Genomic DNA, 14,718 nt, shown 5'->3' on the forward strand with positions numbered 1-14,718 from the left:
GTGTGTGTGTGTGTGTGTGTGTGAAAGAATTGTTGTATATCATATTAAAATACAATATATTATATATAAAATATAGTCCTGTTTTATCGGCTGTTTTCATGTTTATTTGTATGCTGTCTGAAATACAAAGGAAGCAAAAATACTCGAAACGGCAATGGAAACCTCCTCTTTTTTAATAAAAAGAGCCTGATAACTAAATAATACCCATCAGGTCGCCGTTCTCGTCGAAGCAGGCCATTTCTTCCATTTCGAATCTGAACAAATTACCATTTCCAAGCAATGTTTCCAGGCGTTTCCAGTCTTCTTCGGGGATACGTTCGATTTCCTTTCCTATTTCTTCTTTGCAGCCGGTGCCCCATGCTAATGGCCGCAAATCGTAACTGGTATAATAATTCTCGTCCAGCTCTCCAAACATGATGCTGCAAGGCACACGTTCGCCTATTTCATGGCTGTGCAATGGCAGGTTCTTTATTTGCATGCGTTTGCACCCGTAATGTTTGGGCGAACCTTTGTCGGCCGCCGTGTTGATTATTACGGCAATTTCGAGCGGTTGAACATTGATGACGATACCCGGTGCCAGATAGCCGGCTTTGTAGGCCATCCCCGATTGCAATTTTCTCAAAATGTAATAAACGAAAAACAATCCGGATGCAACGATTGTTACAATAGCTCCCCAAAACCAATTCTCGGTAATGAACATTTCTATTGCAATAAATAATAAAATCAATGTCGTGATCAAGGACAAGTAAGCACGCCTCGATACATATTTATGATAATGATCGTGCCGCCTAATCAAATGCCTGTCAATCGTTATTTGAGGATTCATCCATCCATGGCAGGACGGGATTCCCTCATTTTGAGCCTTTTCGGTCAAATTCTCCATATCTCCTATAACATTATTACACCAAACAAAAGGGGGGAGATTCATCTTGTTGAGTCTCAATTCCGCCCTCCAATAAACTTTCTTTTCATGAAGAAATAATCCATTAACGAATCAAATATTTGCTTAATCAATGATTATTTCCTTTGGATCATACAGCCTTCATCTGATAATTTTTAATTTCCTTTAACATGACAAAGATAATAATTTTGTTTTTCTTGCAAAGAAAATCTTATTTAATTCTGTTGAAATGCTAAAATCAAGATTCCGTGTACTATATGTGGGCCTGATTCAATCATCCGGGCAATTACATATTCATACACCTGCGCATACTTTTGCTAGCCTTTCGCGGATTCGAGATTGGGGTGAGCCGGCGTAAATAAACCTTGCAGGATTGCCCGGAATTTTAAAATATTTGTTAAATGAACTTTTTTTTTCAGATTTTGTTATTACCTTTACATCAATGCGGAATATAGGATATAAAAACAATATGTCATGACAAAGAAAGTACTTGCAATAACTCTTGTAGCAGCGATTAGTAGTGTGGCTGTTTATGCCTATATGCAGACAAAAAAAAAAGCAAAAAGAAAAGACTTGCCAATGAGATTCATGTAAGGCGTCGTCGTATAGCAAGCAGGCGGCTGCCCCTCAGTCAAGTTCACTTACACCACTGATCCCGTTCCGGTTGAACAATAGCCGGTATTTGTAATAATAAATTTCCTTATTTGATTCGCACGATAGTATAATATACAGGGGATACTCTTTCGAACCTGTCGTTTCCTTAAACCCGTTTTCTTCATCAGGCAAATACAATGTAAGGGTAGGATCGTCCGTCTTACGGATGAAATGCATGATATTGAACACCGTAATATCATTGATCCCCTCCACATGGTATTGGTTATACTTTTCTATATCCTCGAGCGACAGGTGCACCAATTTGCGGTACAGGATAACCTTCTCGCCATACGCCTCATTCTCTGCTTCGACGAGGGGCGAACGGTTGCGCATGTTGAGGATCTCCTCGGGAACTTTCGTTTCCGGCATAAAGTCGAACGCCTCTTTTGTCCACCCTATTTCCTGATTGCGGATTTTCAGACGGCGTTTATTGTCGAAATACTTCCGGCTCATATGCGAAGTGAAGTAATAACGCGTCACTTCCTTGATGCGGTCTTTGAACATATAGCTTATGACCAGAATCACGAATAAGTCCATGGTGAAGTTGCCATACCGCTGCGTCGCAAAAAAAGTGACGAGTGTGGCGAATATCATCGCTATTCCCGCAGCTATGCTGTATAATACCTGTTCGGCAAAAGCTCCGTCTTTCTTTTTTATTGTCTGCAGATAGAGGTCGCTTTCGACAAACTTTTTAAGGATATTCCGTTTGATGATCAGCAATTTGTTGTGCTCCTCGTTCCCCTCCACGGGCAGGTTGAAGCCCATTTTGCGTTTATGCTCGTCTTCCTTGCCCATCAATCCGGTGAGGATGGGCATAATCTTATCGTAGTACTCCTTTCCTTTGAATTTCTTCATCAGGAAATAGGCGTGCTGCTCGATAACATTTCCTACGAACTCGTCTCCGAAGAGAAACGTGTGATATTCTTTATCCGGGATATTCCCCTCTTTCAATAAATCGTACAGTCCCCTGTATCGGAGGACGATTTGCCAGCTAAGTGATGCAAACTCGTTGATGCGCGAAATGGCCTCATCTTCGCTTTTCAGTTTGCTTATCAATACTGCTTCGTCGCGGAGGGCGCTTTTCATGATGCACGAAAACATCTTCACCTGTGAAGTGTAGTGCTCTATGGTTTCGGCATCCCCGGGTTGCGCCGCCAATGATTCTATAGCCTTTTGCATATAAAACAAAGGCCCTTCGGGTGTGTCCAATATTCCCCGGAGGGTATAAGTCGGCGTTATAAGTCGCAGATATGTTTTTACGTCGCGGTAGAAGCGGTTTTTGTCGTACGTGTCGCGGTTTATGTCGAGGCTGTTGGGCAGGAAAAGCCAGGTATTGATTTTGAATTCATTTATTTCCTGCGGATCATTATCCGGCACGAATCCTGTTTTGAACTCGAACGAATAATTGTCATGTATTTTTACCTGCGGATTTATCATGCCCGTCTTTCCATTTATTATACGGATTCCTTGTCAACGATGCGTTATAATAGCGCTTGTCTCCTGTGACTTCCTTGCCGAGCCATGCGGGATGGGCGAAGGCTTCCTTTTCGTCTTGCAATTCGATTTCGGCAATAACCAACCCGTCGTTCTCGCCCGAAAATTCGTCTACTTCGAACAGGTGATTGTCTACTTTAACAAGATAGCGAATTTTGTCGATTACTCCCGGTTCGCAGAGTTTAATTAACATTTGCGCTTCGGCTACAGGGATTTCCTTTTCCCACTCGAAGCGGGTTGTACCCGATTCATTGCTTATCCCTTTGATGGTGATATATGCCTGTTCACCCGAAATGCGTATGCGTACCGTCCGTTCCGGCACCGAAGACAGATAGCCTTGTACAATATGCAGGCTTTTATAAGCCTCCTGCTTGTAGCTGTCGCTTGCGACGAGGAACTTCCGTTCGGTTTCGGTGTGCATTACTGTATCTGCTTGATTGAACCGAGTTCGGGGTAGAAAATGATTTTTACAGTTCGCTTGTTGTCACCCAATTGGTTAGGCGACAAAACATCCTGTGTGCCATATTGTGCTACCTCGCATTCGGTATCGACATAATCCTTACCATTGAAAACAACTTTCAATGCGGCTTTGTTCGGAATGTTATATATCAGCCCCTTCGAGAATTTTTTCTCCATAGCTTGCTGTTCCTTTGCCGATAGATACACTTCGGGGCGAGGATCTTTGTTTTGCAGCGAGACATAAACGGGAGCACCCGAGAGGTCGTTCGCTTCCACTACGCCCAGTTTGGACGAAAAGCGGAAAATGATTTCCTTATCGATATTTTTCTTATCCGGCACAATGCTAAATGTCTTTGTCCCCGTTTCTACGATTTCCGTCCCGATAAACATGGCTGTCAAAGCTTTCTCCTGCTGGTCGAGCTGTTCCATTACCAATTTGTAGGCATTGCCGTCGGGCGGCATGTTGTCGGCTTCGCCGGTGAGTATATTCGTGCGGCTTTCGCGTAGGCGGTATATCTGTTTCGCTATCAATTCGGCCTGTTTGGCTGTCGAGCCTGCGCGAAGTATTTCTTCGGACAAGAACGTATTCGGGTTCGGTAATTCTTCGGTGATTATTTCGGTTTTAGCCTTTCGCACCTCTTGTGTTGTGGCTGTGTAATCATCGTTGATGGCGCATATCAATCCTTCTTCCGAGAGGCTGACAAATGCTGCCGGATTATTCGGGCGGAATTCTACCAGATAAGAATTGTCCTTGTCGGGAATGCCGCGCGTAGAAGTTTCTATCTTGTCTAATGTATAAACGACCTCATTTTCGGTCGTAGGGTTTGTGATGTTGAGATAGCGCTCGGCGTATTGATAAAAGTCGCCGGCTTTGCGTGTCGTTTTTGTGTACGAAACGGTGATGTCTATTGCTGTTTTGGGCAGCGAATAGGTAACGCCATAGTCGTTTGCTTTCACAGCGCTTGTCTGCACGATGTTTTGCGCCGAAAGGGAGGTGCCGGCAAATAACAATGCCCCGAGGAATATATATAATTTCATAACCAAATGCGTTTTTGAGTTATACGACATACAAATCTAAGGATTTTTTTTTGAAATAATAGAAAAGTCTTTTTTTTCATGTTAAAATTCAGGAAAGGATAATTATATCCGAATATTTCCTTTATCTTTGCGGTATTGCAGGGATAAAACGAACGTATAAATAATGCATCGAACCGATACAATATTTTCAATTATGCAATTCTATATCAATATTTTACTTGATGTAAAATATTCACACACACACACACACACACACGAAATATAATAAATATTTCGGATTAATCCAAGGTTTTAAGGGAAAAAGTTACTTCGCCCTGCGGGCAGTTACTTCGTGCTTTGCACAGTTACAAGTTACAAGAAATAACTTGCGAGCTGTTGTATGGCTTTGCCCCCACTCGTCACTCGTAACTTGTAACTCGTCTACTAAAAGATATGCTTGTGTTAATGTCAGGGGTATATCCGGCTGCGACAGCCATACCTACCTCCCCCCAGCCCCCTCCGCGAGAGGGGGAGCGAGGGGCTGTCTTTCAGTTAACAGCAGGCCCCCTCAATCCCTTGAAGGGGGAAGTATATCATCCTCTTCTATCAACAATAGAACTTTTGTAGGGACACACCTGCGTGTGCGCCCGCGAATCGATATATCGGGCAGACACATAGGTCTGCCCCTACATAAAATCGCAGCGAGCTGCCTCGCTCCGTTTCGGGATGACATTTTCATGCGGAATGATATAATGCGAACCTTCAAACACACTTCTATATATCTCACAGGCTGCCCCGTACCGACGCCCTTTTGTCCGTTCAACTTCCTTTCCTTTGGTCGTGCGGGGAAGGCCTGTCCTTTAATGCTACCTCCCCCCAACTCTCCGAAGGGGGAAATAGATTCCAGTCTGTTTTACAAGTCAATTAATAATGCTGCTCTCCTAAGCCTCCCCCACGGGGAGGTTTGGTGGGGCTCAAACAAACACCATTTATTCACCTTGCCTTACGGGGCATCAAAACGAAATCAAAAAAAAATGAGAACGATGAGAAGAACTAAAACAAAGAGCAAAAACCTCAACCATTTCAAGACGGCTATACTAATTATAGCCTTGACATTTGCAGGCAACATGTGCGTAGTGAATGCGCAAGCGACTATCGGCAGCGGCGAACGCCCCAACAAGGGGGCGCTGCTCGACCTGAAAGAGACAAATGCCGACGATTCATCGACCAAAGGGTTTATCCTGCCAAGGGTAAAGCTCACCGACCTGAACAACCTCTTTCCGATGTTCGAATCCGATGGCAATGAAGGATACATAGATGCCGTAAAAGCGGATGAAGACAAGCTGCATACCGGGCTGATAGTCTTCAATACGAACAGTGACTTCCCTTTCTTTGTGGACGTATACGTCTGGATGGGGGATAAATGGTATCGACTACCGCGGCTTATGCAAGTGCCTGCCGGAGAATGGTACCGGCCGATCAACGAATTATATTTTACTAACACTGCTTTTGCTGCACTTTCTGATGGACGAAAGAGCGGAAAAGCTTAAATAAAACCAAACCGACATGAAAAGAATCTTATTTACACACATGCTATTGCTGATGCTGCTGTCGGCAACGATGACAGGCCATGCGCAGGTAACTATCGGCAGCGGCGAGAAGCCCAACAAAGGCGCACTGCTCGACCTGAAACAGACGAATAACGAAATATCCTCTACCAAAGGGGTTATCCTGCCAAGGGTACAGCTGACAGACCTGAACAACCTGTTTCCGATGTTTGAGAGTGATGACAACGGAGGCTATAAAAATGCCGTGAAGGCTGACGAAGACAAGCTGCATACCGGCATGATCGTCTTTAACACGGCTTCGAGTGTATTGCTCCCCGAAGGCGTGTATATCTGGGATGGCAGCAAATGGACAAAAGGAGCAGAAGAAGCCCTCGCCAAGCTGCACCTCAGCGAGAGCCGCTTCGACCTGCCGAGTGGTAAGGATGCACGCACACTTACAGCACAGGAATTGGTTATCAACTGGATGGATGGAGCATCGCCGACCTATAACGCAGCGGCAGCCAGTGGCTTCACAGCTGTACCTTTTACGGGCAATCCGCTGACGCCTGCGACACTGACGACCTCCCCGACAACGATAAGCTTGTTGCCCGATGCGATGACCGATACGGATGTTACAGCAGCTAACCCGTGGAAGACGAAAGAAACAGAACTCTCGTTCCTCTACACCGATACAGATGAAGATGGCAACTCCAAGGAAAAGATAAAAACGGTGACCATCAACCAGACTAACTTTGCGCTGAAAGTGAACAACTCGCTTGGTAACACCCAGTTTGTCTATCTTACTGCCGCTGCGGCGAACTTCGATGTGCAGGGAAATGTCAGATGGGTGGCGGAAATTGCAGACGAGGGAGTATTGGAATCTGTTACTCCGGCTGCAGGAGGCGAAACACTGACAGACGGTACAAACACGACCGAAAATGTGGTGCTGAGTTATACTGCCGGTTTGAGCGGCAAATACATTCTCGATGATATTACTTTCAAAGATGCAGATACTCCTAAGCGATTCGAAGATATTACTGTATCTACATTAAGCTGCAATACGTCGGAAAACGATCCCAGCATAGAAGAATGGGCAAGGCGCGCAGGCTTCACTGACGACGAGATAGCCGCCGTGCTGGAGGACGGAACCGATTCACGCATCAACACCGACAATGGTATCCAATTGCACCGCGACCAGTGTGATAGCCTTTTTCTCTCGGGCGACTTTGGCACTGCCGGACGATGGATGCTGCACAATATGCGGGCAACGAAAAATTATAATGGAGGTGCTTTGTCTTTAGATTACCCCAATAATTCGGTCGCCACCTATAACAAAGGATCGCGCATGGGACGTTTGTATAACTGGGGTGCTGCAAGCGTAGCGTGTCCTACGGGATGGTCGCTGCCCAATGCAACACAATGGTCTACCTTGCTAAGTGAGCTGCAAAACAATCATGCAATATACGGAACAAATGCAAAAGATCCTTGCCCTATGCCGGGTACAACAACTGCTACCGGAGGCAACTCTAATGTTATATCGGCAAAACTGAAACCCGGATTCAATATAATGTTTTCAGGCAGCAGAGGGTATAGCGGTATTGGCGGTTATGGAGGATCAGCAATGTTTCGTGTTGGAAGTGCTAGTTATATACAATCGTCAGGCGATTTCTGGATATATGGGGCTTCCGGAGGATACACTAATTATGCATATTCCGTCCGTTGCATAAAAAACTGATTAGCTTCTGCACTGCTCATACAGCCTCCGAAAAAGTTTCGGGGGCATTGTTTGTCCTTGTTTAACTTCCTTTATATAAGTGATAGGCCTCATTTTCTGTTTTTATTTACTATTTTTGTTGTAGATTAATAGAAAAAACAGAATGAACACAAAGCTGAAAGGAACCGTCTATTCGAAGGATACTGTCGAATTTACAACTGTGGCGGTGCAATATTGCTTTTTACTCGAGAGTTTCGAAGAGGCTTCAATGAATGATCTGACCGATAAATTGTTGAAGATATTGCCTTTGCTTTACCTCAAAGCTTCGCTCGTTCCCGCGGCGGATATGGAGACCGACGACGAGCAGGAGGTTACGGTGACCGAGGAGAATTATGATTACATCCTGCACCGCTTGTATGCCGTTTTCGGGAAAGACGATATCTACCTCGAGGTTTTTATGCAGGATATGAAATACAGCGAAACGCCTATTTCGGCAAGTGTCTCCGAAGATCTGACGGATATCTATCAGGACCTGAAAAATTATATAACTATCTACGAGCGCGGCATAGAAGAGAATATGAACGATGCGCTGGTTATCTGCACCGATAACTTCAAAGCCTATTGGGGGCAGAAATTAGTCAACGTCATGCGTGCTTTGCATCAGTTGAAATATTCGTTTGCCGACGAATATGGCAATTACCCCGGCGAGGAAGAGGATAACGAGATGGAGGAAATATGGTAAAAAGTATTTCGAAAGAAGAGCTGGCAGCCTTGCCTGTGGAAACATTCCCGGGGCGGATAATTCTCATCCAGTCTCATGCCGAGGCTGAGAAAGCCGCTCAATACCTCTCCGGCTTCGACAAAGTAGGCTTCGATTCTGAAACCCGTCCGACTTTCCGCAAAGGGAAGTTGAATAAAATAGCCCTGATACAACTTTCTACCGAGGATACCTGCTTCCTGTTCCGTACCAATATTATCGGCATACCCGACTGTTTGTCGGATATCCTCACCAGCGACCGTATTATGAAAATAGGCGTCTCTGTGCATGATGATATATCCGCTATCAATGGCCGCCGCAAGATGCGTACCGACGATTTCATCGACCTGCAAAAGATGGTCAAGGCCTATGGCATAGAAGATGCCAGTTTGCAGCGCATCTACGCAATACTTTTCGGCAAACGCATAACCAAAGGGCAGCGCCTGTCCAACTGGGAGACGGATGTGCTGTCGGATGCCCAAAAACAGTATGCCGCCATAGATGCATGGGCATGCCTGCGGATATATTACGAGTTGCAGCGCATAAAGCTCGGCGGTAATAAATAGCCCTGCTGTTTTTACATCTTGACGCAAAAGATTGCTTATTTCCCTGCTTACCCTTTCAACTTCTTTTCCTTTTCAGTTGTTTATATTTTATTGACTTTCTACGGAGGATATTTGGCATATTATTTGAATATTCTTCGGCGGAAATCTACTATCGCCCGATTGTCATGCTGAGCAACGCGAAGCATCTCATTCCGGCGAAGCAAGAAACGGACAAACAAAATAAAATATATAACAAATGGCATTTATAGACTATTACAGCATATTGGGCGTACCCAAAAATGCCTCACAGGACGATATCAAGAAGGCTTACCGTAAGCTGGCCCGCAAATATCATCCTGATATCAACCCGAATGATGAAGAAGCGAAGCGCAAATTTCAGCAGGTGAACGAGGCAAATGAGGTGCTTAGTAACCCCGAAAACCGTAAAAAATATGACGAGTACGGCGAAAACTGGAAGCATGCCGAAGAATACGAAAAAGCCCGTCAGCAGCAAGCCCAGAATGGCGGTTTTGCCGATTACGGCAGCTTTGGCGGATTTGGTGGCGGCGGTGGAGCTTATAGTTTCTCCGGCGATGACGAAGGATTCTCCGACTTCTTCGAATCCCTGTTTGGTAACAGGGGAGGAGGCGGCTCGCGCGCACGGCGTGGCTTCAGGGGGCAGGACTATTCCGCCGAATTGCATCTGACATTGAAGGAGGCAGCCGAAACGCATAAGCGAACCCTTTCGTTGAACGGAAAGAACCTGCGTATTACCGTTCCGGCAGGGGTGGCAAACGGGCAGGTCATCAAGCTCGCAGGGCAAGGTAGCAAGGGATCGAACGGTGGCCCCGATGGCGATCTGTATATCACGTTTGTCATTGCCGAAGATCCGAAATTCAAGCGGGTGGGCGACGATTTGTATATGACAGCCTCTGTCGATCTCTACAAAGCCGTTCTTGGTGGCGAAGAAGAAATCGATACTTTCGACGGGAAAGTGAGGCTGAAAATTCCTGCCGGCACACAGAATGGGACAAAAGTCCGCCTGAAAGGCAAAGGTTTCCCGAAATATAAGCAAGACGGGAAATCCGGCGATCTGTTTATAACATATCAGATTGCAATCCCTACTCACCTGACGGAAGAGCAAAAGCAACTCTTCGAACAATTAGCCCGGTCTTAATCTTAAAACATTAACGCTATGAACTCAGAATTGATTATCATAAAAGAATATTGCATGTATAGCAATGTCGAACCCGAATTCATCATGGATCTGGGCGAAGAGGGGCTGATCGAAATTTACATTGTCGATAACGAGCCCCATATACAGGCATCGCAATTGGAGATGCTCGAACGCTATATCCGCTGGCACTACGACCTTTCGGTCAATGTTGCAGGCATCGATGTTATTCGCAACCTACTCGACAAAATGGACGAGATGCAGCGCGAAATAGACCGTCTGCGTGAAATTGCCCGGTTGATAGGCTAATCCTTTTTGCAGCGGACGGAGTAATAGGCTTGTTGCATAGATTGACTGCGAGAAATGCCCTGAAGTACAGAGCCACTGTTGACAGAGCGGTTTATTGCCATTCCAGTTCCGAGAGCACTTGCTGTCCAAAAATTACTTCCATTGCCATAAGTATTAACTACACCGAAAGCGACTACACCTGCAAGTCGGGCGTCAAACCCTCCTGTCGATGCTGTTTTACTTGTCCCATTAGTGGGTATTCCGTTGACAGGTGTCGTTGATTTTATCGCTTCGCCATGACGACTGCCGCGATAACCAAATGCATCTGTGTGACTCAATGTCACACCAATAGTTGCCGTGGAACTAAAAGTGCTGGTGTATAGGATTATTCCATTCTCGAGGTCAGTCCATTGACGGTCGCTGGGTAGGTGCCAGCCGTTAGGGCATACGCCTTGTATGCGGCTTCCTTCTTTTAATCCGCTTTGGTCAACATTTCCGGGGTCGGGAATTTGCCCTACGCCTGTTCCCATATTAATGGCGGCAGCCCAGTTGTACAACACTCCCAAAGTAGTACGGTTTGATGCCTGCAGGTCCGGATAGTTAATGTAGGGAATGCCGGTGACATGTGCTATGCTTTGAGTTATTGCCGCTCCATTAGGCATTGTTATGGCTCGCAGATTTTCTGCCATCCATACCCCGTCTTCGAGCGTCTGGTTGCCTAATATGGTTTCGGTACTAGGCGCACTTATTTTGCTCCCATCTTGTGCGCAACTGAGGTCGCGCGTTATTTCGTAAATGTCATCGCTATCGACATAACCTACGTAAAAGCGGGAGTAATGATAGTTTTGTGGAGTATCATTCGGTCGGTTGTCCGTAAAAGTTCCGATATATCCCAGTGGGTAGTTTGATGCATTTTCTCCCAAGGTTGCCCACATCGGATCGGCTGGGTTGTTCGGGTTAAGATGAGTGAAGTTATAAAGTACTCTCGATGATAAGACTCGTTGTTCTCCCATTTTAGGGTAATCTGTAAGGGCTTGCCACTCCGTTCCGTCCCATAGGTGGATGCCCGGGCAAAAACGGGTGTTTGCGGAGGTTTCGTTTTTGCCGATATTATAGACGATTAGCCCTACATGATCGTCCGGATCCAAGGTGCCACTCGTTAAACCCATTGTTTCGGCAAGGTCGGTTTTGGTTTTTATGTCTTTTAATTCTACGCGGGGAAGTCCCAGCCCTTTGGTAGACATCCCTTGATTGTCCATTTTTAAGTCGAGCAACGCCCCTTTGTTGGGTGCTTCTCCGCTCCCGATGGTTACTTGTCCATGCATGCTGATTGTTGTTGTTAAGAAGGCTAATATGATAATAGCCTGTGTCAAGATTGTTCTTTTCATAATAAAAAATAATTAGTTAATATGATAATGAGATAATGTACTGATATATAGCTTTTAGCCGTTAGCTGATAGCTATTAGCTTTGTCATCCCGAGTGGATACGAGGGAGCTCGCTGCGTTCTTACTAATTGCCTCCACTTTTAAGTGGAGGAACAAGAAGAGCAGGATCCAAGGGGCTTTAGCCAAATCCCTTTTGACTAAAGTCATCTCCTGAAAGATGCAATCATACCCACGCCTTAAAAGACGTGGCAACATTAGGCTGTTATCCGTTGACTGCTTGCTGTTAACTTTGTCATCCCGAGCGAAGGCGAGGGATCTCCTTCGTTTTTTGTGTAGGGGCAGACCTATGTGTCTGCCCGATATATCGGTTTGCGGGCGCACACCCAGGTGCGCCCCTATAAGGATTTCATTGTTCACTGTTGACTGCTCACTGTTAACTGAAATATTGCCCCTCGCTCCCCCTCTCGCGGAGGGGGCTGGGGGGAGGTAGGTACGGCTGTCGCAGCCAGAAATACCCCTGACATTAACACAAGCATATTTTTTAGTAGACGAGTTACAAGTTACGAGTGACGAGTAGGGGCAAAGCCATACAACAATTCGCAAGTTATCTCTTGTAACTCGTAACTGTGCGAAGCACGAAGTAACTGCCCGTAGGGCGAAGTGACTTTTTTCTGAAAATTCTACACTGGAAATTTGGTAGTCTAAGAAATAATCGCTAAATTTTCGTGTGTGTGTGTGTGTGTGTGTACGTAGATAACAGCATATACCATATTAGAATACAATATATTAACTATTAAAGTTGTCTTATTATCTCTGTTTTTTAGCACGATATTTGTGTTTTATAATACTGCAAAGGAATGCATTATTCCTTACACATGCAAGTTTTTTCTTATTCTCTTTTTGTTTTCTTCCTCCATGGCTCAATAAATTAGCTATCCTCCCTTTTCGTCCCATGTTAATAACTTTTTAGTAAAATTAAGTGGGGAAAAGTGGGGAAAAGTGTTTTATTTTATATCTTTACGACATATTTTGGTTTATTGTATTAAAAAACAAACGGTTAATGTTAAACTTTCTGGGCAATATCGAAGCAAAAATAGATGCAAAGGCGCGTGTCTTTGTGCCTGCCGCCTTCCGTAAGGTGCTGCAATCTTCGGCTCAGACAGTTTTGATATTACGCAAAGACTTGTTTCAGGACTGCCTCGTACTCTATCCCGAATCCGTTTGGGACGAAGTCGTGGAGCAGTTGCGTTCCCGCCTCAGTCAGTGGGATAAAGCACAACAACAGCTTTTCAGGCAGTTTGTTGCCGATGCCGAACGCTTGGAGATGGATGCCAATGGGCGCATACTTTTGCCCAAGCGTTGCATGCAGATGACCAATATCGCTTCGGATATTACCTTCCTCGGGGTGGGTGATACCATCGAACTATGGACGAGAGAGGCATTTGAGAAATCACTTATACCGGCCGAAGATTTCAGTCTTCGCATACAAGATTTAATGAACAACAATCCCGGAAGGGAATAAAATTGCAAACGAGGATGTCTGAAGTGTATCACATACCCGTACTGCTGAAAGAGAGTGTCGATGGTATGAATATCCATCCTGACAGTATCTGTGTCGACGTTACATTTGGCGGAGGAGGGCACTCGCGCGAAATATTATCCCGCTTAGGAAAAAAAGGGCATCTCTACTCGTTCGATCAGGATGAGGACGCCTTTTCCAATATCGAGCCCGATGACAAATTTACGTTTGTCCACAGCAATTTCCGTTTCCTCAAGAACTTTATGCGTTACCACGAAGTAGAGGAAATTGATGCTGTATTGGCCGATTTGGGTGTTTCGTCCCATCACTTCGATGATTCGCAACGCGGCTTTTCGTTCCGCTTTGAGGACGAGAAGCTGGATATGCGCATGAATCAAAAAGGCAAGAAAACTGCCGCAGACATACTTAACACGTACACCGAAGAGCAATTGGCCGATGTTTTCTATCTCTATGGCGAACTGAAACAAGCCCGCCGCATAGCTTCGGCAATCGTTCGCGCGAGACAGGAAAAGCCTTTCGATAAGATAAGCGATTTGCTGGCAATCCTGTCGCCGTTGATGGGGAAAAGCGAAAAAGAAAAGAAAGTGCTGGCGCAGGCATTTCAGGCATTGCGCATCGAAGTGAATGAAGAAATGCAGACGCTGAAAGATATGCTCACCCAATCGCTGGAATTATTGAAGCAGGGAGGACGCATATCGGTCATTACCTATCATTCGCTCGAGGACCGCTTGGTCAAGAACTTTTTCAAGACAGGTAACTTCGAAGGGAAGGTAGATAAAGACTTCTTCGGCAATGTGAATACACCCTTCCGTCTGGTAAACAATAAGGTGATTGTTCCGTCCGACGAAGAACAGCAAAAAAATCCGCGTTCGCGTAGCGCCAAACTGCGTATTGCGGAAAAACTATAAGGGCAATGAAAGCGAAAGAGGTAAAAAAGAAGTTTATGCATATTGTCGGCGGTTCGGTGCTGGCAGAAGACTTTGTGACCAAAAACATCCGCTTCATCATTGTCATTTTCGTCATTCTGGTATTCTATATCAGCAATCGTTATAGTTGCATCGAAAAGCAATCCAAGATAGAATCGTTGCAGCGGGAACTGAAAGATGCCAAATACGAATCGCTCACCATATCCGCCAAGCTGATAAGCGTCAGCCGCGAAACACGGGTGAACGAACTGATAAAGAAAAACGAATTGGAATTGGAACGGACAAAAGAGCCGGTATATAAAATAAAAAAATAAG

Annotated in this window: 14 protein-coding genes; 9 read left to right on the forward strand and 5 right to left on the reverse strand. The window is 45.3% G+C overall.

Going from position 1 to position 14,718, the window contains the following annotated elements:
• Positions 1-193 precede the first annotated feature (193 nt).
• From D0T66_RS07145 to D0T66_RS07160, 4 genes are all read right to left on the reverse strand, one after another.
• Positions 194-883, reverse strand: coding sequence for a DUF3239 domain-containing protein (locus D0T66_RS07145; protein ID WP_163356562.1), 690 nt, complete (start codon positions 881-883; stop codon positions 194-196).
• Positions 884-1,528: 645 nt separating this feature from the next.
• Complete coding sequence (locus D0T66_RS07150; RefSeq protein WP_163356563.1) at positions 1,529-2,992, reverse strand: hypothetical protein; 1,464 nt, start codon at positions 2,990-2,992, stop codon at positions 1,529-1,531.
• A complete protein-coding gene (locus tag D0T66_RS07155; RefSeq protein WP_163356564.1) occupies positions 2,964-3,470 on the reverse strand; it encodes a CYTH domain-containing protein in 507 nt (168 codons plus the stop codon). The genes D0T66_RS07150 and D0T66_RS07155 overlap by 29 nt, the downstream gene beginning before the upstream one ends.
• Positions 3,470-4,546 carry a DUF4831 family protein gene (locus D0T66_RS07160; protein WP_163356565.1) on the reverse strand — a complete coding sequence of 359 codons (1,077 nt, stop codon included), beginning with the start codon at positions 4,544-4,546 and terminating at the stop codon, positions 3,470-3,472. The genes D0T66_RS07155 and D0T66_RS07160 overlap by 1 nt, the downstream gene beginning before the upstream one ends.
• Positions 4,547-5,568: 1,022 nt before the next feature.
• On the opposite strand from D0T66_RS07160, the gene D0T66_RS07165 reads away from it, so the two are divergent.
• From D0T66_RS07165 to D0T66_RS07190, 6 genes are all read left to right on the forward strand, one after another.
• A complete protein-coding gene (locus tag D0T66_RS07165; RefSeq protein ID WP_163356566.1) occupies positions 5,569-6,075 on the forward strand; it encodes a hypothetical protein in 507 nt (168 codons plus the stop codon).
• 16 nt (positions 6,076-6,091) lie between these two features.
• Positions 6,092-7,807, forward strand: coding sequence for an FISUMP domain-containing protein (locus D0T66_RS07170; protein WP_163356567.1), 1,716 nt, complete (start codon positions 6,092-6,094; stop codon positions 7,805-7,807).
• 142 nt (positions 7,808-7,949) lie between these two features.
• Positions 7,950-8,528 carry a DUF5063 domain-containing protein gene (locus D0T66_RS07175; protein WP_163356568.1) on the forward strand — a complete coding sequence of 193 codons (579 nt, stop codon included), beginning with the start codon at positions 7,950-7,952 and terminating at the stop codon, positions 8,526-8,528.
• Positions 8,522-9,109 (forward strand): 3'-5' exonuclease, encoded by a 588-nt coding sequence (locus D0T66_RS07180; protein WP_163356569.1) that lies wholly within the window; start codon positions 8,522-8,524, stop codon positions 9,107-9,109. The genes D0T66_RS07175 and D0T66_RS07180 overlap by 7 nt, the downstream gene beginning before the upstream one ends.
• Before the next feature lie 235 nt (positions 9,110-9,344).
• Positions 9,345-10,265, forward strand: coding sequence for a DnaJ C-terminal domain-containing protein (locus D0T66_RS07185; RefSeq protein ID WP_163356570.1), 921 nt, complete (start codon positions 9,345-9,347; stop codon positions 10,263-10,265).
• Between the two features lie 18 nt (positions 10,266-10,283).
• The gene (locus D0T66_RS07190) at positions 10,284-10,571 is read left to right on the forward strand and encodes a chaperone modulator CbpM (RefSeq protein ID WP_163356571.1); all 288 of its coding nucleotides are present in this window, start codon (positions 10,284-10,286) and stop codon (positions 10,569-10,571) included.
• On the opposite strand, the gene D0T66_RS07195 is transcribed toward D0T66_RS07190, so the two are convergent.
• Complete coding sequence (locus tag D0T66_RS07195; RefSeq protein ID WP_163356572.1) at positions 10,568-11,938, reverse strand: FISUMP domain-containing protein; 1,371 nt, start codon at positions 11,936-11,938, stop codon at positions 10,568-10,570. The two genes, D0T66_RS07190 and D0T66_RS07195, sit on opposite strands and share 4 nt — an antisense overlap.
• A gap of 1,059 nt (positions 11,939-12,997) precedes the next feature.
• On the opposite strand from D0T66_RS07195, the gene D0T66_RS07200 reads away from it, so the two are divergent.
• Genes D0T66_RS07200 through D0T66_RS07210 form a run of 3 tightly spaced genes read left to right on the forward strand, consistent with a single transcriptional unit; the run spans position 12,998 to position 14,717 of the window.
• On the forward strand, positions 12,998-13,459 hold the full coding sequence (locus tag D0T66_RS07200) for a division/cell wall cluster transcriptional repressor MraZ (protein ID WP_163356573.1): 462 nt from the start codon (positions 12,998-13,000) through the stop codon (positions 13,457-13,459).
• Positions 13,460-13,473: 14 nt separating this feature from the next.
• Positions 13,474-14,385, forward strand: coding sequence for a 16S rRNA (cytosine(1402)-N(4))-methyltransferase RsmH (rsmH, locus tag D0T66_RS07205; protein ID WP_163356574.1), 912 nt, complete (start codon positions 13,474-13,476; stop codon positions 14,383-14,385).
• A 5-nt stretch (positions 14,386-14,390) separates the two neighbouring features.
• Positions 14,391-14,717 carry an FtsL-like putative cell division protein gene (locus D0T66_RS07210; protein WP_163356575.1) on the forward strand — a complete coding sequence of 109 codons (327 nt, stop codon included), beginning with the start codon at positions 14,391-14,393 and terminating at the stop codon, positions 14,715-14,717.
• Position 14,718 lies beyond the last annotated feature (1 nt).

Source organism: Dysgonomonas sp. 25, from assembly GCF_010501075.1.
Taxonomy (GTDB): Bacteria; Bacteroidota; Bacteroidia; order Bacteroidales; family Dysgonomonadaceae; genus Dysgonomonas.